24 protein-coding genes are annotated in these 23,015 nt (G+C 64.6%); 10 read left to right on the forward strand and 14 right to left on the reverse strand.

Features of this window, described 5'->3' with window-relative positions; all coding sequences use genetic code 11:
- Nucleotides 1–241 precede the first annotated feature (241 nt).
- The 11 genes from IOC69_RS05835 to IOC69_RS05885 all read right to left on the reverse strand — a co-directional run bounded on the left by IOC69_RS05835 (nucleotide 242) and on the right by IOC69_RS05885 (nucleotide 10,799).
- Entirely contained in the window at nucleotides 242–775 is a 534-nt protein-coding gene (locus IOC69_RS05835) for an isoprenylcysteine carboxylmethyltransferase family protein (RefSeq protein ID WP_290542601.1), read from the reverse strand.
- 400 nt (nucleotides 776–1,175) lie between these two features.
- Entirely contained in the window at nucleotides 1,176–2,183 is a 1,008-nt protein-coding gene (moaA, locus tag IOC69_RS05840) for a GTP 3',8-cyclase MoaA (protein WP_290542602.1), read from the reverse strand.
- A gap of 181 nt (nucleotides 2,184–2,364) precedes the next feature.
- A complete protein-coding gene (locus IOC69_RS05845) occupies nucleotides 2,365–3,108 on the reverse strand; it encodes an SDR family oxidoreductase (protein ID WP_290542603.1) in 744 nt (247 codons plus the stop codon).
- Nucleotides 3,105–3,461: an EthD domain-containing protein gene (locus IOC69_RS05850; protein WP_290542604.1), complete on the reverse strand. Its 357-nt coding sequence runs from the start codon at nucleotides 3,459–3,461 to the stop codon at nucleotides 3,105–3,107. The genes IOC69_RS05845 and IOC69_RS05850 overlap by 4 nt, the downstream gene beginning before the upstream one ends.
- 12 nt (nucleotides 3,462–3,473) lie before the next feature.
- Nucleotides 3,474–4,184, reverse strand: coding sequence for an SDR family NAD(P)-dependent oxidoreductase (locus IOC69_RS05855; protein WP_290542605.1), 711 nt, complete (start codon nucleotides 4,182–4,184; stop codon nucleotides 3,474–3,476).
- Nucleotides 4,181–5,872 carry an FAD-dependent oxidoreductase gene (locus IOC69_RS05860; protein ID WP_290542606.1) on the reverse strand — a complete coding sequence of 564 codons (1,692 nt, stop codon included), beginning with the start codon at nucleotides 5,870–5,872 and terminating at the stop codon, nucleotides 4,181–4,183. The genes IOC69_RS05855 and IOC69_RS05860 overlap by 4 nt, the downstream gene beginning before the upstream one ends.
- Nucleotides 5,873–5,880: 8 nt before the next feature.
- Nucleotides 5,881–6,615 (reverse strand): amino acid ABC transporter ATP-binding protein, encoded by a 735-nt coding sequence (locus IOC69_RS05865; RefSeq protein ID WP_290542607.1) that lies wholly within the window; start codon nucleotides 6,613–6,615, stop codon nucleotides 5,881–5,883.
- A gap of 1 nt (nucleotide 6,616) precedes the next feature.
- Nucleotides 6,617–7,714, reverse strand: coding sequence for an amino acid ABC transporter permease (locus tag IOC69_RS05870; protein WP_290542608.1), 1,098 nt, complete (start codon nucleotides 7,712–7,714; stop codon nucleotides 6,617–6,619).
- 73 nt (nucleotides 7,715–7,787) lie between these two features.
- Complete coding sequence (locus IOC69_RS05875; protein ID WP_290542609.1) at nucleotides 7,788–8,606, reverse strand: ABC transporter substrate-binding protein; 819 nt, start codon at nucleotides 8,604–8,606, stop codon at nucleotides 7,788–7,790.
- 55 nt (nucleotides 8,607–8,661) lie between these two features.
- Nucleotides 8,662–10,440, reverse strand: a complete 1,779-nt coding sequence (locus IOC69_RS05880) for an FAD-binding protein (RefSeq protein ID WP_290542610.1) — start codon at nucleotides 10,438–10,440, stop codon at nucleotides 8,662–8,664.
- Complete coding sequence (locus tag IOC69_RS05885) at nucleotides 10,437–10,799, reverse strand: EthD domain-containing protein (protein WP_290542611.1); 363 nt, start codon at nucleotides 10,797–10,799, stop codon at nucleotides 10,437–10,439. Before IOC69_RS05885 ends, IOC69_RS05880 begins: the two co-directional genes overlap by 4 nt.
- A gap of 138 nt (nucleotides 10,800–10,937) precedes the next feature.
- On the opposite strand from IOC69_RS05885, the gene IOC69_RS05890 reads away from it, so the two are divergent.
- Entirely contained in the window at nucleotides 10,938–11,699 is a 762-nt protein-coding gene (locus IOC69_RS05890; RefSeq protein ID WP_290542612.1) for a GntR family transcriptional regulator, read from the forward strand.
- Entirely contained in the window at nucleotides 11,696–12,439 is a 744-nt protein-coding gene (locus IOC69_RS05895; protein ID WP_290542613.1) for an SDR family NAD(P)-dependent oxidoreductase, read from the forward strand. Before IOC69_RS05890 ends, IOC69_RS05895 begins: the two co-directional genes overlap by 4 nt.
- Before the next feature lie 52 nt (nucleotides 12,440–12,491).
- On the opposite strand, the gene IOC69_RS05900 is transcribed toward IOC69_RS05895, so the two are convergent.
- Complete coding sequence (locus tag IOC69_RS05900; protein WP_290542614.1) at nucleotides 12,492–12,950, reverse strand: Lrp/AsnC family transcriptional regulator; 459 nt, start codon at nucleotides 12,948–12,950, stop codon at nucleotides 12,492–12,494.
- Between the two features lie 134 nt (nucleotides 12,951–13,084).
- On the opposite strand from IOC69_RS05900, the gene hppD reads away from it, so the two are divergent.
- Nucleotides 13,085–14,182, forward strand: coding sequence for a 4-hydroxyphenylpyruvate dioxygenase (gene hppD, locus IOC69_RS05905; protein ID WP_290542615.1), 1,098 nt, complete (start codon nucleotides 13,085–13,087; stop codon nucleotides 14,180–14,182).
- A 78-nt stretch (nucleotides 14,183–14,260) separates the two neighbouring features.
- On the opposite strand, the gene IOC69_RS05910 is transcribed toward hppD, so the two are convergent.
- The gene (locus tag IOC69_RS05910) at nucleotides 14,261–14,686 is read right to left on the reverse strand and encodes a MarR family transcriptional regulator (protein ID WP_290542616.1); all 426 of its coding nucleotides are present in this window, start codon (nucleotides 14,684–14,686) and stop codon (nucleotides 14,261–14,263) included.
- Nucleotides 14,687–14,792: 106 nt separating this feature from the next.
- Here IOC69_RS05910 and hmgA point away from each other — a divergent pair, with 106 nt between their 5' ends.
- The 3 genes from hmgA (at nucleotide 14,793) to IOC69_RS05925 (ending at nucleotide 17,421) form a co-directional block, all read left to right on the forward strand.
- Complete coding sequence (hmgA, locus tag IOC69_RS05915; RefSeq protein WP_290542617.1) at nucleotides 14,793–16,103, forward strand: homogentisate 1,2-dioxygenase; 1,311 nt, start codon at nucleotides 14,793–14,795, stop codon at nucleotides 16,101–16,103.
- Entirely contained in the window at nucleotides 16,100–17,131 is a 1,032-nt protein-coding gene (locus IOC69_RS05920) for a fumarylacetoacetate hydrolase family protein (RefSeq protein WP_290542618.1), read from the forward strand. Before hmgA ends, IOC69_RS05920 begins: the two co-directional genes overlap by 4 nt.
- A gap of 74 nt (nucleotides 17,132–17,205) precedes the next feature.
- Nucleotides 17,206–17,421 carry a hypothetical protein gene (locus IOC69_RS05925; protein WP_290542619.1) on the forward strand — a complete coding sequence of 72 codons (216 nt, stop codon included), beginning with the start codon at nucleotides 17,206–17,208 and terminating at the stop codon, nucleotides 17,419–17,421.
- 191 nt (nucleotides 17,422–17,612) lie between these two features.
- Here the strand turns inward: IOC69_RS05925 and IOC69_RS05930 are convergent, their stop codons facing one another.
- On the reverse strand, nucleotides 17,613–18,038 hold the full coding sequence (locus IOC69_RS05930; RefSeq protein ID WP_290542620.1) for a DUF4864 domain-containing protein: 426 nt from the start codon (nucleotides 18,036–18,038) through the stop codon (nucleotides 17,613–17,615).
- Nucleotides 18,039–18,294: 256 nt separating this feature from the next.
- On the opposite strand from IOC69_RS05930, the gene IOC69_RS05935 reads away from it, so the two are divergent.
- The 4 genes from IOC69_RS05935 to IOC69_RS05950 all read left to right on the forward strand — a co-directional run bounded on the left by IOC69_RS05935 (nucleotide 18,295) and on the right by IOC69_RS05950 (nucleotide 23,010).
- Entirely contained in the window at nucleotides 18,295–18,759 is a 465-nt protein-coding gene (locus IOC69_RS05935; RefSeq protein WP_290542621.1) for a (2Fe-2S)-binding protein, read from the forward strand.
- Nucleotides 18,760–18,778: 19 nt separating this feature from the next.
- Complete coding sequence (locus IOC69_RS05940) at nucleotides 18,779–21,145, forward strand: xanthine dehydrogenase family protein molybdopterin-binding subunit (RefSeq protein WP_290542622.1); 2,367 nt, start codon at nucleotides 18,779–18,781, stop codon at nucleotides 21,143–21,145.
- An 18-nt stretch (nucleotides 21,146–21,163) separates the two neighbouring features.
- Nucleotides 21,164–21,952: a xanthine dehydrogenase family protein subunit M gene (locus IOC69_RS05945; RefSeq protein ID WP_290542623.1), complete on the forward strand. Its 789-nt coding sequence runs from the start codon at nucleotides 21,164–21,166 to the stop codon at nucleotides 21,950–21,952.
- Between the two features lie 134 nt (nucleotides 21,953–22,086).
- Nucleotides 22,087–23,010, forward strand: a complete 924-nt coding sequence (locus IOC69_RS05950; protein WP_290542624.1) for a MoxR family ATPase — start codon at nucleotides 22,087–22,089, stop codon at nucleotides 23,008–23,010.
- Nucleotides 23,011–23,015: the final 5 nt, after the last annotated feature.

The raw sequence follows: 23,015 nt of genomic DNA on the forward strand, positions 1-23,015 counted from the left end.
GGCGCGGCTTGTCTTTCCGCCACCTGTCAAACGCGCCTTCGTGTTCAGTTGGTCACTCTGGCGGCGCGTTCACCAAGCCCATGCCGCCGAGGCCCACTACCGCGCAAGACTCACCACGCAGACGCAACTGTAGTATTAGAACAGGTTTCGTTCAGGCGGAATCGCCTTGTCGGAACATTCGCCAGATCAGACTCTGGAGCATGATTTTATCGCAAAAAATACTACGTTTGCGGATCATGCTTCAGGCCCTGGGCGGTTCTTCCGCGGGCGCTGGTTCCCCGCGCAGCGGCCTCAGCGCCTTGTCCTCCGAGCGCATGCGCCAGAACAGCAAGACGACATTGAGGATGCCGAAGGCCAGTGCATACCAGACGAGGCCGAATGCCAGCGGCAGGATGACGAGCTCGGCCGCCACGACGAAGTCATTCGCGTGGCGGATCCAGCTGCGGAAGCCCTGGTCCGGCAGGTCTTCGCCGGGCACCACCATGAGCCGCGTCGTCCAGCTGCTGCCGAGCGCTGCGACGATCCAGCCGCGTGTCGCCTCCAGCACCACATAGGCATAGATCCACGGCTGGCCGATCGGCGGCAGGGCGGTGAGAACGAGGTACCACAGCCCCGCCAGCCAAAGGACCTGCAGCGCCACCACGAAGCCATGGCGGTTCGACCCCACCTCGAAGCCGCCGCGCGCCTCGATCTTCTTCGTGTTGCGGTGCGCGATGACGAACTCGATCGCCCGCTGCAGGGTGACGAGGGCGAGGATCAGGACGTGGAACCACATGGGCCGAGTTTAGGAGGATTCCGGGTGGCAATGAAAGGGGTGGCGGACGCCTTCTTGACTCATCATGCCCGGCCCCGTCCCAAGCGTCCTTTTGCGGGGGCAAGAAAAGCATCGCCCGCACGAGCCCGGGCATGATGAGAGGGAAACATCCTTCAACGCGCCCTGAGAGCCGCGGATCGCGGTGAGGATGGCGATGGCCATGACACGGCGCAGTGCGATGAGCCTGCTCATCTCTTTGTCTGGTCGCATTTTCGACGGTCAACCGGTGTCCATTTGACCTGAAAATGCCTTAAGGCAGATGCGCCCCGGCGATCTTGACGATCATGTCGTTGCGGCAGGCGAGGCATTGGGAATGCGGAGCGTTGTTCGCGCGCCGCGGCCTGTGACGGAAATGCGGGGCTCAGCCGCCGGTGACGCTCATGTGGCGGGCCACCGCCGGCTTGTTGTGGCGTCGGTCGATGACGAAGTCATGGCCCTTGGGCTTGCGGCCGATGGCCTCGTCGATGGCGGCATTGAGGAGCGCGTTGCCCTCCGAGGCGCGCAAGGGCGCGCGCAGGTCGGCGGCGTCCTCCTGGCCCAGGCACATGTAGAGCGTGCCGGTGCAGGTGAGGCGGACCCGATTGCAGCTCTCGCAGAAATTATGGGTCATCGGCGTGATGAAGCCGAGGCGGCCGCCGGTTTCCTTGACCTTCACATAACGCGCCGGGCCACCGGTCTTATACGGGATGTCCTCCAGCGCGAACTGGCCGAGGAGGCCCGCGCGGACCACGGAGAGCGGCAGGTACTGGTCTGTCCGGTCGCCGTCGATGTCGCCCAGCGGCATGGTTTCGATCAGGGTCAGGTCCATGCCTTGCCCATGCGCCCAGCGCAGCATCTCCGGAATTTCGGTGTCGTTGACGCCCTTCAGCGCCACGGCATTGATCTTGATCTGGAGGCCCGCCTTCTGCGCGGCCTTGAGGCCCTCCTTCACCCTGGGCAGGTCACCCCAGCGGGTGATCTGGCGGAACTTCGCCTCGTCCAGCGTGTCGACCGAGACGTTGATGCGGCGCACGCCATGTCCGGCGAGTTCATCCGCGAAGCGGGCGAGCTGCGAGCCGTTGGTGGTGAGGGTGAGCTCCTCCAGCGCGCCGGTCTTCAGGTGGCGGCCGAGGCTTTCGACCAGCGTCATGATGCCCTTGCGCACCAGCGGCTCGCCGCCGGTGAGCCTGATCTTCCGCACTCCCTTGTCGATGAAGGCGGTGCAGAGGCGGTCCAGCTCCTCCAGCGAGAGCAGGTCGCGCCTGGGCAGGAAGGTCATGTCCTCCGCCATGCAATAGACACAGCGGAAATCGCAGCGGTCCGTCACCGACACGCGCAGATAGCTGACGTGGCGTCCGAATGGGTCGACGAGGGCATTCCGGGCGGTCATGATGCGCGATATTTGGGCGTATACACCGGGAAGGTCAACCCGCTCCTTGCGCGGCCGCAAGCTGCTTCTGGCCGGGCGGACAAGAACATGCGCCAGATCATATGCCTGAGCATGATCTTGTCGCAAAAGCCGGGTCCAGTTTTGCGGATCATGCTCCGGGCCACGCGCCATCGTCAGGGGGTCAGGCGAGAAGAAAACCCCCATCAGCCACGATCGCCTGACCCGTCACATAACCCGACAGCTCCTCGTCGCAGAGAACAAGCGCCAACCGCGCGACTTCGGCGTAAGTTCCTTCCCGTCCCGCGGGCACCATCGCATTGGCGGCCAGCCGGCGCGCCCTTTGATCGGCCTCGTTCATGGCGCTGCGTCGATCCGCCATGATCGCTTCCAGCATTCCGGGGCAGAGCGCATTCGAGCGGATGCCGTGTTTCGCGTGGTCAAGAGCAATTGCGCGCGCAAGCTGAATGACCCCGGCCTTGGATACGGCATAGGCGGCCTCACGCGGCGTCGGCTTGATGCCCGCTACGGACCCCGTGAAGAGAAGGCATCCTGAGCGCCGCGCGATCATGCCGGGAAGAACAGACCTTGCGAAAAGAAATGCCGATGTGAGATTGACCCCGATGACTGTGTGCCAGTCCCGCAGGGACGTGCCGGGAACATCCGTTGCCGAAAGGGGATCGATTCCCGCTGTATGGACCATGATGTCGACTTCGCGCCCGCTTATGGCGCCGGAGAAATCAGGATCGGCGGCATCGCCGCAGAGTGTCTCAATCCCCTCAAGTTCCGATGCAAGCCGTTCGAGCCCCGGCTGGTCGCGGTCGGCGGCAATGCAGCGCGCTCCAGCCGATGCGAAGCTGCGCAGCGTGGCGGCGCCCAATCCGGACGCGCCACCGACGATGAGCGCGCGTTTGCCACGGATGCTCATGATGTCTGGACCTTTGGCAGCGACTGTTCGAATTCGCGGACGACGATCCGCTGGAAAGCGCTCGTGTGGGCCAGAGTATCGGCGCGCGTGGGACGGTCGAGCCTTCCGTACACGGCATTATAGTCGGCTTCGGTTTCGAACCATTGCTCGGCCACCCCGTCCCACTCGGGTTCGGCCGCTGGCCTGCCGGCGAGCGCGCTGTCATCCTCCACCCGAAGGTCGATCACATATCGCTTCAGAAAAGGCGACTGATCGGCGATTATGTCCGGTGCGTGCCGGTTCAGCCACCATTCGCCGAATTCCGACAGCGAAAGGTGCGGCGCGCGCTTGAGCAGCCACATCACTTTGATCATGAGTCGTACTCCTCATATTGTCATGAAGCCGCCATCGACGCCGAGCGTCGCGCCCGTGATGAAGGAGGCAAGCGGCGAAGCGAGAAAGACAACCGCGGCGGCGACCTCTTCAGGAAGGGCGCGCCGGCGCATCGGCGTTTTTTCGACAAGTCTTGCAACATGCTCGTCTCCCTGTGTCAGAGACGTCGCGACCTCTCCGGGCGAGACGGCATTCACACGAATGCCAAAAGGCGCGAGTTCGGCCGCCAGTGAAGCCGTCAGGGCCTGCAATGCCGCCTTGGACGTCGAGTAGGCCAGCGCCTCCGCGCTGCTGCGCCTGGCGCTGGTGGATGTGATATTGACGACTGCTCCGTTGTTCAGGACGGAGATCAGTGCGCGGGTGAGCAGAAAAGGCGCTACAGCATGAAGCCCGAGACAGGCGTCCAGTTCGTCCGCGGCGTCATCCGAAGTCACCGGGACCCTGCGGAAGCGCCCCGCGCAATTGACGAGTGCCGCGACCGGACCTCCTTCCTTCAGGCGATGCGCGGCCTCATCGAGCGATCCACGATCGGAAAGGTCACAGTGGATCGTTCCCGGCGAAGGGGTGCGGTCGAGACCAATGACTTCGGCTCCCACCGCTGCGAAGCCATCTGCGATCGCCCGGCCGATTCCGCCGGAAGAGCCCGTGACGATGACACGGCGGCCTTCGAAGAGGCTCGAAGCAAAACCGGGGAGTGCGTTCACGGGTTGGCTCCTGACAGGGCGTTGCGGGCGGCAATCCATCCGAAGATTGCAGCGGTCCCGATGGTGAGCCCTGCTGCGGGATAGGAGCCTGATGTCAGGGGAGATGCGGCGTTCCCGGCGGCCCAGAGGCCTGGAACAGCTTGGCCATCCGGCGAGAGGGCACGCGCGTGCCGGTCCACGCGCAGGCCGATGAAGGCCCCGATATCCGCAGGGATCAGCCGAATGGCATGGAAGGGCGGCGCCGCGAGCGGCCCGAGTGAAGGGTTGGGCCTGTGCCGGGGATCGCCGTTCACCAGATCGTAGCTGTTGCTCCCGCGCCCGAAGTCGGGGTCGCCCCCCTTGAGCGCGAAGCCGTTGAAGCGGGCGACAGTCTGCTCCAGCTGGCCGGCTGGAACCCCGATCTCCCCCGCCAGATCGGCCAGTGTGGGTCCTGACCGCAGATACCGCGCGGCGACATAGGGCGCGAGGCGCACGGGAAAGGGACCCACGGGCCCCAGGCCATAGCGGCGGATCGCGTTATGGTCACACAGCAGCCAGCAGTGAGGTCCGTCAGGGTGGCCGCGCGTGGCGGCGATCATCGCGGGAACAAAGTCGTGGTACATCGTCGCTTCGTTGGCGAAACGTCTTCCATCGGGTCCCACGCAGATCGCGCCGGGCTTTGCGCGATCGCCGAAGTGTGGCCAGGGGCCGGCCCTTCCGGCCTCGGAAGGCACCATTGATCCCGGAGCCCAGAGCACCGGCTGAGAGACATTCGTTTCAATCAGGGCGCCGCTGCCCTCGACCAGTTCCCTAAGTGACACGACGGGACTGCTTGCGGGGATTGCGAGATGTGGCGTCGATCCAATGAAAGCGCTGCGCGCCGTGGGATGGGCGTTGAGCCCGCCCGAGGCCAGCACGACGCCCTTTGCCGCGAGAATTTCGCCATGGGGGCCGGATATTCCTCTGACGCTGCCTTCAACAAGCCTGAGGCGGGCGGCGGGCCAGTCCGTGCGGATGTCAACACCTGCGCGCGCGGCGGCGGCCGCAAGGCGCGCGACGATTGCGTTTCCGTTTCCCAGACGGGCGCCCCGGGGCCAGCCTGTCAGGCGGTCCCGCGCGTGGCGGGCGAAATGCCTTGCGACCCGCAGAGCGGCGCGCGTGTTTCGTCCGGCTTCCAGAAAGTCCGCCAGATCACGGCTGGCGATCGACATGCCTCCCCAGATCATCATCGTGTCGAGGGGCGGCCGGATCCTGGCAAAAAGGTCGCGGCCCAGCGCACGCGCATCGAATGGATCGGGGTTGAGGGCACGGCGGCCCAGTGTTGCCCCCGGCTCGTCCGGGTAATAGTCGCGGGATGAGCGATTCAGTGTGAAGGTGAGGCCAGAAGCCGCCTCGAGGAAAGCAAGAACCTGCGGGGCCGCCTCGATATAGGCTCGCGCCCGGTCTGCATCGAAAGCGGCGCCTGCGGTAGCCTCCAGGTAGGCGAGCGCCGAGGAGGCCTCTTCCGCCTCGCCGGGCGCATCGGGGAGCATCCTGGCGGCTTTGGAATTGGGCGCCCAGATCATGCCTTCCGACAGTGCCGTTGCCCCGCCGATGAGCGCGTCGGCCTCAACAACGATCACGCGCAATCCCCCCGCCGCGGCCGCGAGCGCGGCCGTCAGGCCCGCCGCGCCCGAACCGATGACCACAAGATCGCATTCCATCTGCATTGCGGAACTCACAGGGCGCGGCGCAGGAAGCGGCGGGTCTCTTCCTCGCGCGGTTCGGTGAAGATCTGTCCGGGCGGGCCTTTCTCGACGAGCTTGCCGTGCTGGAGGAAGCAAACCTCGCTTGCAACCTCGCGCGCGAAGCCCATCTCGTGCGTGGCGAGCACCATCGTCATTCCGGAGCGGGCAAGATCCTTGAGGATGTCCAGCACTTCCCCGACGAGTTCGGGGTCGAGCGCGGAGGTTACCTCGTCGAGAAGCAGCACTTCCGGATCCATTGCCATCGCGCGAATGATGGCGACGCGCTGCTGCTGGCCGCCTGAAAGCCGGTCTGGCCGGTAGTTTGCACGATTGGCAAGCCCGATCCTTGCCAGCAGCGTTTCCGCCTTCGCACGGGCCTCGACACGCCCCATGCCCGCAACCTTCATGGGGGCGATCATGATGTTTTCGATCACGGACAGATGGGGAAAGAGGTTGTAGCTCTGGAACACCATGCCGACGCGCCGCCTCAGGCGATTGACATCGACGCCCAGTCCCGAAACAGGATCGCCATCGAGCATGATGACGCCGGCGTCGATCGGCTCCAGCGCGTTGATGCAGCGCAAGAGGGTCGATTTGCCCGAACCCGAGGCGCCGATGAGACACACCACATTGTGCCGGTCAACCTGCATGTCAATGCCTTGCAGCACGCGATGGTTGCCATAGGACTTTTCGAGGCCCGAGATGGAGAGAAAGCCGTGGCTCATCTCACGATCCTCCATGACGGCGCTGGCGCTCGATCAGGTAGTCGACGAGCCGCGTCTGCGGAATGGTCACGATGAGGAACAAGACGCCGACGAGCGAGACGGGCGACAAGTTGAAGAAGTTCGCGGAGAAGAACCTCGCCTGTCCGAATACATCCATCAGGCCGAGGATGAGCACCAGCGCCGAGTCCTTTTGCAATGCGATGAAGAAGCCGAGCAGGGGCGGGATCACCTGGCGGATTGCCTGTGGCACGATGATGTGCCGGTAGGTCTTGAAACCGGAAAGTCCGAGTGAGCGGGCGGCCGCCACCTGACTTGCATGTATGGACTCGATGGCCGCGCGGAAGAGTTCCGAAACATAGGCGCTGAAGGACAGGCTCAGCGCGATGATGGCATACCAGATGCCGTCAAGCTGGCTGATCCACGGAAGTTTCGTCAGGGGCAGGCCGAAGCCCACCATGTAAAGAACGATGATCGTCGGTATTGCCCGGAAGAAATCCACATAGGCGATTGCCAGCAGGCGGATCGGCCGGCCGGCGGAGCCCGGCAGAAGGCGCATGAGCGCAAGAGCCAGGCTGAGAATGAGAATGATCACGCTGGCGCCCAGCGTGATGTACAGGTTGATGCGCGCGGCGGACAGCACAAGAAAGGCGCTGCGGCTGAGGTATTCAAAGTTGAGAAATGCCTTCTGCACCGCAAAGTCGTTCGCCGTGAGGAACACATATCCAGCCACCAGCACGAGCCAGAAGGTGGCGTAGCCCATGCCTGCAAGCGCCGTCTGGCGGCTCAGCCATGCGGGCACGCGGGCCGCGACGAGTTCTCCCTGGCCCGCCAGGGCGGAGCTTCTCGTCATGTATGCGAGCGCTCTGACCGGAAAGGCCAGCAACGCCAGCGAAATGGCCGTTCCGGCCCAGGCCACCTGCGTCAATGCCCGATGAAGCTCAGGCCGGTCGGCCGCATATGCCAGCGCCTGGCTGAGGCCGGCCCATGTCAGTCCAACCGCGCCGAAGCCGAAAGCCAGGGCCGTCAGCGTGAAAGACCGGCATCGAACAGGTGGAGCGATCCGCGCCGGTCTGCTCGCGGCGAGTTGTGTGTTCGGCAAGGCAGTCTCCCCAGCACGGTAGCCAAGCAATGATCGGCACTGCCCCGGGGGGCAGTGCCGACCAGTCGGGAGGTCACTTCCACGTTGGTATGGTGTTGGGATCGACGCCCCAGAGAGGCGCATACCAGGTTGCGACCAGTGCATCGAGAGTGCCATCCTTCAGGATGTTGCCGAGTGCGGCGTCGAGGCCTTCCCTGGCGGCGCTGCCCTTGGGAAGGACACCGCCGACATCGCCGCCGACGTCATATTGCGCGATCACCTTGAGCGCCCCGTCGGATGCGTGTGCGGCCGGCAGGACGAGGGACAGATCGAAAATGACGGCGTCGATCTGGTTCGCGCGCAGGGCGGTGAACATGTCCGGACCCGATTCGAAGCGGCGGACTTCGCCCGTGGGCTTCAGAACTTCGGCGACATACTTGTCCTGGACCGATGCGAGGAAAACGCCGATCCGCTTCGAGCCGATAGTCTCCGGCGTTATCGATCCCTGATCCTCGCTGCGCACCATCACACCCGATGTGGCGCGGAAGTAGGGGATGGTGAAATCCACGTTCTTCTTGCGCTCTTCGGTGATGAAGATGTTGGAGAGGGCGACGTCGAAACCGTCAAGCTGGCCGGCGATCAGGGCTGGCCATGGCACGTTCTTCACCACGACGGAGGAGAGCCCGGCGCGGTGCGCGATGTTGGCGGCCACGCAGTATTCGAATCCGCCATCGATGGTCTCGGGCGAATCGCCGCGGAAGCTGTCGGGCGATGGCAGGATGGCGGCGACCGTCAGCGTGCCTTCCGTCACCGTCGGGATCTTGACCGAGCCCGCGGCGCCCGTCAGGACGCAGTCGCCGAAACCCGCGGCCGAGGCCTGCACGGCGGACATGATCAGCACAGCGGCTGCCATCCCCGGCCTTAGGATATTTCTTAGCATGTTCTTCTTCCTCCCTCTGTTTCCCGCCTTATGCGGGGTTGATGAGCGCGACGGCGCCGGGCGTGCGTCTTTTGGCGCCGCCCGTCGCGATGTTCGTTGAAAGCGTCCGGCTGGCGATGTCTTCAGCCGCGAGGACGCCGAAGGTCACCGCCGGCCCCAGCGTGATGCCCGCGGCGGGATAGGCCCCGCCCGCAATGGACTCGGCGTCCGCTCCCACGGCGTAGAGACCGGGCAAAGGTTGGCCCGCGTGGTCCAGCACCCGGCCCGATGCGTCGGTGGCGAGGCCCAGGAAGGTCGAGAGGTTTCCGGGCTGGATGCGGATCGCATAGAAGGGCGGCCGCGTGAGGGGTGCAACGCATGGGTTTGGCCGGTGTGAGGGATCGCCCGAACTGCGGTCGAACCGGTTTTCGCCTTTTGCGAAGTCCGCGTCCCGCCCGCCGAGCGCCATCTGGTTCCAGCGTGCGAGGGATCTTTCAAGGCCCTGCGGACTGATCCCGGCGGCTTGCGCCAATTCGCCCGGCGTGCGGCCCCGGATCAGATATCCGCTTCTCAGGGCCGGACCGGAAGGAAACGGAAACGCGCCCACGCGGCCCAACCCATAGCGGCGCAGCGCTGTCTCGTCCGCGATGAGCCATGCCTGTGCTTCCGGCTCGCCCGCGCAGGCCTTGATCAAATGCGCGCAGAAGACGTGATAGTCCTCCGCCTCGTTTGCGAAACGCGACCCGTTCGCGAGAACGGCGATGATCCCCGGCTTTGCCCGGTCACCAAAATGCGGAACGAGGCAAGGCGCACCCGACGTGGCAGGGTAGCGCGACACCGCGGTCCAGGCGGAGGGCTGTGTCACCTGCCCGCCAAGCGCGCCGCCGATTGCCTGCGCAAGACGCAGTCCGTCTCCAGTCACTTCCGGTGGAGGCAATGGAAAATGGGACTGGCCCTCCGTCACGTGCGGATAGTGCCGGGCCATCATGTCCCGGTCGTGCGAGAAGCCTCCCGTGGCCAGAATGACTCCATGCCGCGCCCGGACGACAACCGGCCCCTTCAGCGTTTCGACGATCCCGCCCGATATGGCCGTTCCGAGGGTCTCGAGCGTCCTCAGTGCCGCTGCGGTCCAGATCGGCACCTTGCGCGCCATGAGCCAGGCAAGGAGGCGGGCGATCAGCGCATTGCCCATGGTCGTGCGGGCGCCGCGATGCAGCCCGCCGAGCCGCTGCCATCCATGCGCCGCCACCAATCGTGCGACATGGCCAGCGGAACGGGGCGATCGGAGCATGCCCCGAAAGTGGGGCAGATCCTCGCGCGCCACCGAGAGGCCGCCGAGGATCTGGCCAGCGGCAAGCGGATCGCGCAGTCTCTGAAATTCTCTTCCGAGTTCTCGCCCGTCGAATGGAAGCGTGCGCAGGGTCCGGCCTCCCGAACAGGCGCCGGCCAAGTGCATTTCATAGTCCGGCGCATCGAACATGGGTTCGACCGCCATCGCCCCAAGGTCCACGAGTTTCCCGACCGCGCGTGCGGCATGCCGGGCAAAGCTTGCCCGCAGCACGAAGCAGCCTCCGCCGCCCGCGGCATCATCAAGATAGGCCGTGGCTGCCTCGGGCGTGTCGATGACGCCGGCGGCCTGTTGCCAGCGGTTGGCCGGCACCCAGAGTTCGCCTCCCGACCAGGCCGTGGTTCCGCCGATGGCAGGGGCTTTCTCGACCACGAGCACCTCCAGCCCCAACTCGCGGGCCACCACTGCCGCGGCCAGTCCACCGGCGCCGCTGCCGGCAATCAGCACATCGCAGTCATGGCGGGCGGTTTCGGCGGTCATCGCGGTGTTCCGGGGCGCGTGCCGATGATGATGTGCTCGGACACGATGATGCGCTCGAACCTGCTGACGTGCGCCAGAACGTCGGCACGTCCCTCGGGCGCCGACGGCAGCGACAGCGCCGCGCGGGCATCGGCTTCGGAGTGGAAGATTTCCTCGGCAATGCCGTCCCACTCGGACTGGATGCCCGTTCCGGCGGGCAGCGCGGCATCATCCCCTGTTCGCAGGTTCACCGAGTAATAAGCGAGGAACCGGCCCTGCCGGGATGCGATGTAGGGCGCATGACGGTTCAGCCACCAGTCAGCAAAGGCTTCCGGAGACAGCCCCTCGGCGCGCTTCAGAAGCCAGAAAACCTTGACCAAGGCGCTCTCCCCGATGACATGCCCGTAATCTGACACAGTGTGAATGCAAATAAAATAAAATCTGTATCCAAACTTTGTCAAGAGTGGACAATATGGGCGTCTGACCCTAGAGTGCGCGGAATCCGCACGGTTTTGGGTATGAGAAAGAAGTCAATAAACGCGAGGCACGCACCGCAGACGGGCGCATTGCAACAGGGGGCGCGGCGCGCGCGGGGCCGCGGAGCCGAGGAGGTCTATGAAATCCTCAAGCGCGGGATCATCCGCCTCGAACTCGCGCCGGGAACGGTTATCGACGATGTGGCCTTGTGCAAACGGCTGGGCGTCTCCCGCCAGCCGATCCGCGAAGCCTTGATCCGGCTCAGCTCGGAAGGCCTTGTCGAAGCCAACCGGAACCGCTCCACCATCGTTGCGAGCTTCGATATCGCTTCGATCCGCGACTTTCTCGACGGTGTGTTGCTCATGTACCGGCTGACCTGCCGCCTTGCGGCGGAAAACAGCCGGGCGCATGGCAGTGGGCATGTGATCAGTGCTTACCAGGCCCATGCCGAGGCCGCCAAGCTGGGCCACATCGACGGGATCGTGGAGCAGAACCGGCAATTTCATCTGGCGATCGCCAACCTTGCCGGCAATGCGATCTATGTGAACTGGGTTCGCAATCTGCTGGACCATGGCGAGAGAATGATGCGGCTCTACCTCCGCCAGTACGACAACCGCGTGACCGACAATGCGCTCGATGGCCACCGCCGCATCCTCGAGGCGATCGTGGCCGGAAACCCGGATGATGCGGAGCGCGCGGGCGCTCTCGATGCCCAGATCATGGCGGAGGGGCTTTCCCGCTTCTTCCTGACGGGCAGCAGCCGCAGCCTGTCTCTGGCGGCAAGAGCGGAACTGCCGGCGTGACGCGGACTGTCCTGATCACGGGGGCCGCCGGCGGAATCGGCACTGCCCTGGCGGCGTCCTTTGCGTCCGCCGGTGACGACGTGCTGCTTCTTGACAGGGATGAGGCTGCCGTCAGCGCGGCTGCGCAAACCCTGCAAGAACAAGGGGGCCGGGCGCGGCCATACGTCTGCGATATCACCGATGACCGCAGCCTCGGACACCTCCGGGCCGGATGGCGGAGCGAGGGGGTTCGGCCCGCTGTGCTGATCAACAATGCGGGGATCGAAATGAGGGCCGAAACGGGGTCAACTGACTTTCTTGAGAGATGGCGGAAAGTGATGGCCGTCAATCTGGATGCGGCCGCGTTCCTGACCCAGCTGCTGATCGATGACCTTGCCGAGGCGCGGGGATGCGTTGTGAACATCGCATCGATACAGTCCTACGCCGTGTTGCACACGGCAAATACGGCATATGCCGTCAGCAAGGCTGCAATCGCGCAACTCACCCGTGCCATGGCCGTTGAATACGCGCCGCGCGGCGTCAGGGTGAATGCGGTGGCGCCAGGCGTGGTGGAAACGCCGATGATCCGTTTGGCGGGGCAGGATCCCACTCGCTTCTCGCGTTTCATTGACCGTATCCCGATGGCGCGGTTTGCAGATCCCCGCGAAATCGCCGGCCCCGTGCGCTTCCTGGCATCGGACGGGGCATCCTACATTACGGGCGCGGTTCTGCCTGTCGATGGCGGATTTCTTGCCATGTGATCCGCGCCGCGTGGGCGTGCTTGCCTTTTCGTCAAACACTCTCGCCTGAAAATCAGGGGATGGGCAGTCCGGAATCGGGCTTGAGCTGTTCCATGACGATCTTGCTTTCCACGCGGGCGACAACGGGGTGGGGCAGCAGCCGGTGCTGAATGAACCCGTTGAGGGCGCCCAAGTCCGTGCACCAAACGCGCAGCAGGTAATCGGCGGCGCCCGTCAGGGTCCAGCACTCGGTTACCTCGCGCATGGTTGCCACCAGGCTGGCGAAGCCGCGCGCCGCTTCCGCATTATGGGCAGCCATTTCGACCTGGATGAAGGCCTGGACGCCGAGCCCCAGCTTCTTCGGGGCGAGCTTCGCCGAATAGCCAAGGATGTAGCCTTCCGCCGCCAGCCGCTGCCTGCGCCGCGCCACCTGGCTTGCGGACAGCCCAAGAACCTCCGCCAGTTCCTGAGCGGTGACCTCGGAGGCTTTCTGCAGCTCTGCGAGGAGTTTTCGGTCAATTGCATCAAGCATGCGTGAATTGTGAACAAAAGTCGGAAATCATGCAAGCGCAACGCAAGTTAAACCCCGATCAGGCGCCGGTTTGCGTGCCGCTGACGCCCCGCTCGTGGGATTCTGTCTCTTGCTGAGCCAGGGAGGAACGAAGCATGGGCCCATTTCCGCATGACGCGCCGCGCGCCACGATCTCGGACGGGAACCCCGCCGGGACTGACGGTTTCGAATTCGTCGAGTTCGCGCACCCAAACCCCGCCGAACTGCGGGAACTCTTCGCGCGAATGGGTTTCGCGCTGACAGCCCGCCACAAGGCAAGGGCCGTCGAGCTCTGGCAGCAGGGCGACATTACCTATGTGCTCAACGACGAGCCTGGCTCCCATGCCCGCCGCTTCGTCGAGGAGCACGGTCCCTGTGCGCCTTCCATGGCTTGGCGCGTTGTCGATGCCGCTCACGCCTACAATCATGCCATGTCCAGGGGCGCCCAGCCCTATGACGGGCCGGGCAAGGCCATCGACCTTCCCGCCATAGTGGGGATCGGTGGCTCGCTGATCTATTTCACCGACCGCTACGGCGATGGCGCGTCGCCATATGACGCGGAATTTCATTTCGTGGCGCAGGCCAAGCCGGCCGGCGTCGGCTTCCGCTACCTCGATCACCTCACGCACAATGTCCACAAGGGCAACATGGACAGGTGGTTCAGGTTCTACGGCGATCTTTTCGCCTTCAAGCAGATCCGCTTCTTCGACATCGAGGGCAAGTACACGGGCCTTCTCTCCCGCGCGCTGACCAGCCCCTGCGGCCGCATCCGCATTCCGATCAACGAGGACCGCGGCGAGACAGGCCAGATCGTGGAGTATCTCAAGCGGTATAACGGCGAGGGCATCCAGCACATCGCGGTCGGCGCCGATGACATCTACGCCTCCGCCGACGCCATCGCCAGCCGCGGCCTCAAATTCATGCCGAGGCCTCCCAAGACTTACTATGAGCTGTCGAAGACCCGCGTCGCCGGTCATGAGGAGCCGGTCGGGGAACTGGCGAAGCATGGCATCCTGATTGATGGCGAGGGTGTGGTCGATGGCGGGGAAACAAAGATCCTGCTGCAGATCTTCTCGAGGACCGTCATCGGCCCGATCTTCTTCGAATTCATCCAGCGCAAGGGCGACAATGGCTTCGGCGAGGGCAACTTCCGTGCGCTGTTCGAATCGATCGAGCAGGATCAGATCGAACGCGGGGTCATCAAGGCGGCGTGAGCGGCCTCACATTGCCGCGCGCCCGATAAGTGCCCAGGACCGGGCAAGAAGTCGAAGACCGGACGCGGCGGCTGAGCTTCACTTGTCGCCGCCCCCTGGCCGCAGCAGGGCCGCTTCAAGCGCTGTCAGCCCTTTCAGCAGGGACCGGGCATCGGCATCTGAAAGTGCCGCAATGAGGTTCCGCTCGAAGTCGAGGACGAGCGGCAGCAACCGCCGGAACATGCGGCGGCCGGCGCCCGTCAGCGTCAGCGTGAAGCTTCGCCTGTCGGATGATGAAACCTTCCGCGCGATGAGTCCGCGATCCTCAAGTTCCCGCACGGCCCGGCTGATCGTCGATTTGTGGCCATGGGTGACACGGGCGATCTCCTGGGCCGTCATGTCTCCGCGCGAGGCGAGGTTGGCGAGGATTCGCCACTGCGGAATATCCAGATTGAACTTGCCCGCATAGACGGCGGAGAGCCGCTCAGACACCGTCTGGGCGAGCACATTCAACCTGAAGGGCAAGAACTCACAGAGTTTGAACCTGGCTTGCATGATTGCAGCTTGACTGAAAGTCGTTGCATATGCAACGATATGTTGTCGTCGTAAGCGCAACCGATCGGGAGCGGGCATGCGGAGCGCCATTGTGCCGGGCTACATGCCGGGCTTCGGAAATGACTTCGAAACGGAAGCCTTGCCGGGGGTTCTGCCTTATGGCCGGAACTCGCCGCAGAAATGCGCCTACGGCCTCTATGCCGAGCAGCTTTCGGGCTCTCCCTTCACGGCGCCGCGCGGTACCAATGAGCGCTCCTGGCTCTACCGGATGCGGCCGAGCGTGCGCCACACCTCGCGCTTCACGGGGGTGGAGTTCCCCCACTGGAAGACCGCCCCCTGCATAGATCAGCACGATCTGCCGATCGGGCCCTTGCGCTGGAGCCCGCCGGAGCAACCCGAAGGCGAGCTGACCTTCCTGTCCGGACTTCGCACGATTACGACCGCGGGCGATGTCCACACGCAGGCCGGCATGTCGGCCGGCATTTATTTCGTCAACACCTCGATGGTGGATGACTATTTTTACAATGCCGATGGCGAAATCCTCGTCGTGCCGCAGCAGGGTGTCCTGTGCTTCTTCACGGAACTTGGCCGCGTCACGGTGAAGCCTGGCGAAATCTGCGTCATGCCGCGCGGCATGAAGTTCAAGGTCGAACTCGTCGAGGGCCCGGCGCGCGGCTATTGCTGCGAGAATTACGGCGCGAAGTTCACACTGCCGGACCGCGGCCCCATCGGCGCCAACTGCCTTGCCAATCCGCGCGACTTCAAGACGCCCGTCGCCGCATTCGAGGATAAGGAAACGCCCTGCCGGGTGTGGGTCAAGTGGTGCGGCAAGTTCTACCGCTGCGATATCGGCCACTCGCCGCTCGACGTGCTGGGCTGGCACGGCAATTACGCGCCCTACAAATATGATCTCCGCACTTTCTCGCCCGTGGGCGCAATTCTCTTCGACCATCCCGATCCATCCATCTTCACCGTCATGACGGCGCCGACGGGAGAGGAGGGAACCGCGAATGTCGACTTCGTGATCTTCCCGGAGCGCTGGATGGTGGCCGAGAACTCCTTCCGCCCGCCGTGGTATCACCTCAATATCATGTCGGAGTTCATGGGCCTGATCCACGGCCGCTATGACGCCAAGCCGGACGGCTTCCTGCCCGGCGGCATGAGTCTGCACAATTGCATGTTGCCGCACGGTCCGGATCTCGCCGCCTTCACCAGAGCCTCCACGGAAGAGCTCAGGCCGCACAAGCTGACGGATACGCTCGCCTTCATGTTCGAGACCCGGTACCCCCAGCAGCTCACCTCCTATGCGGCCTCGCTCGCGGCGCTGCAGCCCGATTATGACCGGTGCTGGGATGGGCTCGATCGCAGGTTCGCCGGAAAACCATGAAGCTCGCGTCACTGAAGTCCGGCCGCGACGGGAGGCTGGTTGTCGTGTCGCGAGACCTCACACGCGCCACCCCGGCCCACAACATCGCCGATACGCTGCAGCAGGCTCTCGACAATTGGGAGAGGGCGGCCCCGCAACTGGCTGACCTTGCAGAACGGCTTGAACGCGACGCCGTTCCCAGTGTCCGCTTTCACGAGCATGCATGTGCCTCGCCCCTGCCGCGCGCCTTCCAGTGGATCGATGGATCCGCCTATGTAAACCACGTGGAACTCGTTCGCCGGGCCCGCGGTGCCGAAATGCCAGCGAGCTTCTGGACCGATCCTCTGATGTACCAGGGCGGATCGGATTCCTTCCTCGCACCCCGTGACCCGGTCCTGATGGCGGATGAGGCCTGGGGCATCGACTTTGAAGGCGAAGTGGCCGTGGTGACGGACGATGTTCCCATGGGAGTGGCGCCGGCCGCGGCCCAAAGACACATCCGCCTCATCATGCTGGCGAATGACATCAGCCTCCGGAACCTCGTTCCCGCCGAACTCGCGAAGGGTTTCGGTTTCCTCCAGTCCAAGCCCTCCTCCGCCTTCTCTCCCGTGGCAGTGACAAAGGACGAGCTCGGCGAGGCGTGGGACGGCGGCAAGGTCCATCTCGTGCTGATGGTCGATCTGAATGGCAAGCCTTTCGGCAGGGCAAATGCGGGCCTCGACATGACTTTCGACTTTCCGACGCTCATCGCTCATGCCGCGAAGACCCGTCCGCTCGCGGCTGGAACCATCGTGGGATCGGGCACGGTTTCGAACAGGAGCATCGAAGGCGGTCCGGGAAGGATGGTCGATCGGGGAGGTTGCGGATATTCCTGCATCGCCGAAATGCGGATGGCCGAAATCATCGCCGGAGGTAATGTCAGGACCGCCTTCCTCCGCTTTGGCGACATGGTGCGGATCGAGATGAAGGGAAGCGACGGACATTCCATATTTGGGGCCATCGAGCAGAGTGTCGGGCGATATCGTCCGCGGAATGCCGACGGGATGTGAATATATGCCGAAATGCTGGCCTGCTGACCGGTCAATCCGTATGATCGAACCCTGATTTGACTTCGGGTCATGACATGGGCGAGCCTGCTGTCGTGTTTGTTTTGGAGCCGCCGCAGCGGGCGGCGCTGGAGCAGTTGGTTCGGGTGCGGGGCACGGGTCATGCTCTGGCGCGCCGGGCGCGGATTGCTCTTGCGGCGGCGGAGGGGATGCAGAACCAGGCGATCTGCGCGGTTGTCGACCCGGACGCCAATGCGCTTCGCCGTCTCCGGCATCGATGGGCTCTATGGTGAGCCGCGGTCCGGAACGCCGCGCGGGTGGACCGAAACGCCAGTCCAGTTCGCTGTTATTCTCGGCGAACGGTTCGCAGGCCGGTGAATGTCAACCGGCCCCGCGCACGGGATTCCTGACAGCCCCGAAAACTCACCTGCCTTACCCTTCGGGGCAAGCCCGGGCATGATGATTATGAGGAACGCGGGCGCCCTCAGGCGCTGGTGTCCGGCGCCCGCACCAGCGCGCAGCCGTTGATCTGCCAGGTTCCGTCCGGCTGGCGCTCCATGGTGTAGATGGCCTCGTAGGTCATCCCGTCGGGCCCCACGATGGTGACCCGCTGGATGGGCCGTCCGGAGGCGGAGAAGCCGGCCTTGCCGAAGCTGAAGGACTGGGGGCGGTAGACCGGCCGGTAGCCCTGCTTCACCATGGCCATGAAGCGGTCGGGGTCCGGGAAAATCTGGCGGATCATCGGGGCCGCATGGCTGTAGGCGCGGGCTTGGTCATCGGCCCGGAAGGCGGCGATCTGATCGGCGATCACGGCGCGGAAATCCGCTTCGTCCTGGGCGGAGAGCGATTCTGCCCGGGCAGGGAGCGCGAATGTCAGAAAGGCGGCGAAAAGGCACATGATGAGGCGCATGGCAGCATCCGTTGGCTGGAGGGTTTGGGACATTTACGCCTCGGCAGCTGCGGCGGATTGGCATGTGCACTGCAACATCGTTGAAACATATGACTTTTTGCTTTGCCGCAGGGCCTGCAGCACCCTTGACGGTTGGGAATTCGCGGTTGAGTATGCGTTCCGGCAATCACAGAATTCCACGGCACCGGGCAGGGGGCGCAGGACGGCGCGTCTGTGCAGAAACCGGGCCGGGGGAGTCCAAACCGGGAGGACCCATATGCCTGCAATTTCCATGACAGTGAACGGCGAGTCCGTTTGCGGAGAGGCCGAGGGCCGCACGCTGCTCGTCGAATTCATCCGCGAGAAGCTCGGCCTCACCGGCACCCATGTCGGCTGCGACACCAGCCAGTGCGGCGCCTGCGTTGTGCTGGTCGATGGCAAGGCCGTGAAATCCTGCACAGCGCTCGCCGTCGCCCATGACGGCGCCGAGGTGACCACGGTGGAGGGCCTCGCCAGGGATGGCAAGATGCACCCGATGCAGGAGGCCTTCAAAGACAACCACGGCCTCCAGTGCGGCTTCTGTACCCCCGGCATGGTGATCGCCTCGATCGACATTGTGAACCGGCTGGGCAAGGACCTGTCGGAGGAGACCATCCGCCACGAGCTCGAGGGCAATATCTGCCGCTGCACCGGCTATCATAACATCGTCGCCGCCGTTAAGGCCGGCGCGGCCAACATGTAATCCTGGGAGGACCGAAGATATGGATAACGGAACTGGCATCGGCGCCCGCGTCAAGCGCAAGGAAGACCATCGCTTCCTCACCGGCAAGGGCAATTACACCGACGACATCAACCTGCCCAGGCAGACCTACGCCTATTTCGTGCGCAGCCCGCATGCGCATGCCACCATCAAGAAGATCGACACGTCCACCGCCAGGACGATGCCGGGCGTCGTCGGCGTCTTCACCGGCGAGGACGTGGCGGCCACCAAGCTGGGCGGCCTGATCTGCGGCTGGATGATCCACTCGAAGGACGGCTCGCCGATGAAGGCCGGGCCGCACCCGATCCTGGCGCTCGGCAAGGTGCGCTATGTCGGTGACCACGTGGCCGTCGTCATCGCCGAAACGCGCGAGCAGGCCAAGGCCGCCGCCGCGGCGGTGGATGTCGAATACGGCGTGCTGCCGCATGTCGTCGACGTCGCCGAGGCCATGGGCCACAAGGCGCAGGTTCATGATGTGGCGCCGGACAACCGCGTCTATAACTGGTCGATCGGCGACGAGGCCGCCACCGACGCCGCCTTCAAGCGCGCCGCGCATGTGACCAGGATCGACCTGGTCAACAACCGCCTGATCCCCAACGCCATGGAACCGCGCGCGGCCATTGGCTACTATGACACGGGTGCGGAGCATTACACGCTCTACACCACCAGCCAGAACCCGCATGTGGCGCGCCTCGTGATCTCGGCCTTCCATGGCCTGGCGCCCGAGCACAAGCTGCGCGTGGTCGCCCCGGACGTGGGCGGCGGCTTCGGCTCCAAGATCTTCATCTATGCCGAAGAGGTGGTCTGCGTCTGGGCCTCCAAATTCGTCGGCGGCCGCCCGGTGAAGTGGACGGCCGAGCGCACCGAGAGCTTCCTTGCCGACGCGCATGGCCGCGACCACGTCACCCATGCCGAAATGGCGACGGACGCATCGGGCAAGATCATCGGCTTCAAGGTCCACACCAAGGCGGCGATGGGAGCGTATCTCTCCACCTTCTCGTCCTGCGTGCCGACCTATCTTTACGCCACGCTGCTGTCTGGCCAGTACAACATCCCCAATATTTATGCCGAGGTGGACGCGCTTTACACCAACACCGCGCCGGTTGACGCCTATCGCGGCGCCGGCCGTCCGGAAGCCACTTACGTGGTGGAGCGCATCGTCGAAACCGCGGCGCGCGAACTGAAGATGGACCCGGCCGAATTCCGCCGGAAGAACTTCGTCACCCAGTTCCCGCACCAGACGCCGGTCATCATGTGCTATGACGCGGGCGATTATGCGGCCACCCTCGACAAGGCGCTGGAGATTGCCGACGTGAAGGGCTTCGCGGCGCGCAAGGCGGCCTCGGCCGCCAGGGGCAACTTCCGGGGCCTGGGCTACTCGGCCTATATCGAAGCCTGCGGCATCGCACCGTCCGCGGCGGTGGGTTCGCTGGGCGCCGGTGTGGGCCTGTGGGAGTCTGCGGAAGTGCGCGTCAACCCGGTCGGCACGGTGGAGATCCTCACCGGTTCCCACAGCCATGGCCAGGGCCACGAGACGACCTTCGCGCAGCTCGTGTCGGACCGCCTCGGCATCGACATCAACAATGTGTCGATCGTCCATGGCGACACCGACAAGGTGCAGTTCGGCATGGGCACCTATGGCTCGCGCTCGGGTGCTGTCGGCATGACGGCGGTGGCCAAGGCCCTCGACAAGATCGAGGCCAAGGCCAAGCGCATCGCCGCGGCCGTGATGGAGTCTTCGCCCGACGACGTCGAGTTCAGGAACGGCGCCTTCACGGTGAAGGGCACGGACAAGAAGATGGCCTTCGGCGAAGTGGCGCTGTCGGCCTATGTGGCGCACAAGTTCAACTCGGCCCAGATCGAGCCGGGCCTGAAGGAGTCCGCCTTCCATGACCCGTCGAACTTCGTCTTCCCGGCCGGCGTGCACATCGCCGAAATCGAGATCGACGGCGACACCGGAGTGACCACGGTCGTGAACTATACCGCGGTCGACGACTTCGGCAATGTCATCAACCCGATGATCGTCGAAGGCCAGGTGCATGGCGGAATTACCCAGGGCATCGGCCAGGCGCTGGCCGAAGGGGCTGTCTATGACAAGGAGTCGGGCCAGCTGCTGACCGGCTCCTACATGGATTACCAGATGCCGCGCGCGGCGGACGTTCCGTCCTACAAGCTGGGCTTCACCTGCACGCCGTGCCCGTCGAACCCGCTCGGCATGAAGGGTTGCGGCGAGGCCGGCGCCATCGCCTCTCCGGCGGCCGTGATGAACGCGGTGACGGACGCGCTGGGCGTGGTGGACGTGCCTATGCCGGCAACGCCGCACGTGGTGTGGAAGCAGATGCGGCACCTCAAGAAGGCCGCGGAATAAGGCGGGAGGACCAGACACATGGAAAACTTCAATTACCATCGCCCCGCCTCGGTTGACGATGCGGTCAAGGCAGCCACGGCCAGGCCCGACGCCAAATATATGTCGGGCGGCATGACGCTGATCCCCACGATGAAGCAGGGCCTCGCGTCGCCCTCCGACATCATCGACCTCGGTGCGCTGAAGAACAGCGGCATATCGGTCGGCGCCACCGTGGTCATCAAGGCGGGTACCACGCACGCCGAGGTGGCCCACAGCGCCGAGGTCAGGAAGGCGATCCCGGCGCTGGCGGCGCTTGCCGGCGGCATCGGCGACCCGCATGTGCGCAACAAGGGCACGATCGGCGGTTCGGTCACCAACAATGATCCGGCGGCGGACTATCCCTCCGCCTGCCTCGGTCTCGGCGCCACGATCCACACCAATGCCCGCAAGATCAGGGCCGAGGACTTCTTCACCGGCATGTTCTCGACCGCGCTGGAAGACGGTGAGGTGATCACGGCGGTTGAGTTCCCGATCCCGAGGAAGGCGGGTTATGCCAAGTTCCCCAACCCGGCCTCGCGCTATGCCATGGTCGGCGTCTTCGTGGCGGACACCGCTGACGGCCCGCGCGTGGCGGTGACTGGCGCGGGTGCGGGCGTGTTCCGCGCCTCCGCGCTGGAAGCCGCACTTGGCAAGGGCTTCGATTCCGCCTCGCTGACCGGCACCCCGGTGCCCGCCAAGGACCTCAACAACGACCTGCACGCCTCCGCCGAATACCGCGCGCACCTGATCACGGTCATGGCGAAGCGCGCCGTCGACGCGGCGAAGTAGGCCTGACGATTGCGTGAAAAAGGCCCGCGCATTGGTCGCGGGCCTTTTTCAGTTTCGCGCCACCCCCAATGCCGTCATCCCGGCGAAAGCCGGGATGACGGTCAGGGGGTAGGACCCCGAGAGGAAAGTGAAGCATGACAAAAACAGTGCCCACCAGCATCGACGAGACCGTGAAGCTCCTCGGTTCGACGGGCTACATCGCGGGGCGCGGCCTCGCGACGGTCGTTTTCCTCTCCCTCAGGATGGGCCGGCCCTTGTTTCTTGAGGGCGAGGCGGGCGTCGGCAAGACCGAGATCGCCAAGGTGCTGGCCGAAGCGCTGGGCCGCAAGCTCATCCGCCTGCAGTGCTATGAGGGCCTCGACGTCAACTCGGCCGTCTATGAATGGAACTATTCCGCCCAGATGATCGAGATCCGCCTGGCCGAAGCGGCGGGCGAGCTCGACCGGGAGCGATTGGGCAACGATATCTTCGCGGACAAGTTCCTCATCAGGCGCGCGCTGTTGCAGGCGCTCGAAGCGCCCGCGGGCCAGGCCCCGGTGCTGCTCATCGACGAGCTGGACCGCACGGATGAGGCCTTCGAGGCCTTCCTGCTCGAAGTGCTCTCGGATTTCCAGGTGACGATCCCCGAGCTCGGCACCATCAAGGCGGAAGAACCGCCCATCGTCATCATCACCTCCAACCGCACCCGCGAAGTCCATGACGCGCTGAAGCGGCGCTGCCTCTATCACTGGGTGGGCTACCCGGATGCGGGGCGCGAGCTTGAGATCGTCAAGGCCCGCCGCCCCAGGGCGCCGGACGCGCTGGCCCGGGAGGTCGTGCTCTTCGTCCAGTCGCTGCGCGGCGGCGATCTTTACAAGGCACCAGGGGTGGCCGAGACGCTGGACTGGGTGACGGCCCTGCACGAACTCGACTCGCTTTCGCTCGACCCGCAGATGGTGAACGACACGCTGGGCGTGCTCTTGAAGTACCAGGACGACATCAGCCGCATGCAGGGCAGCGAGGCCAAGCGCATCCTCGACCAGATCAAGGATGAAATCCGGACCATGTCGCATACATAAGGGCC

This window comes from Aestuariivirga sp., assembly GCF_020252405.1.
Taxonomy (GTDB): Bacteria; Pseudomonadota; Alphaproteobacteria; order Rhizobiales; family Aestuariivirgaceae; genus Aestuariivirga.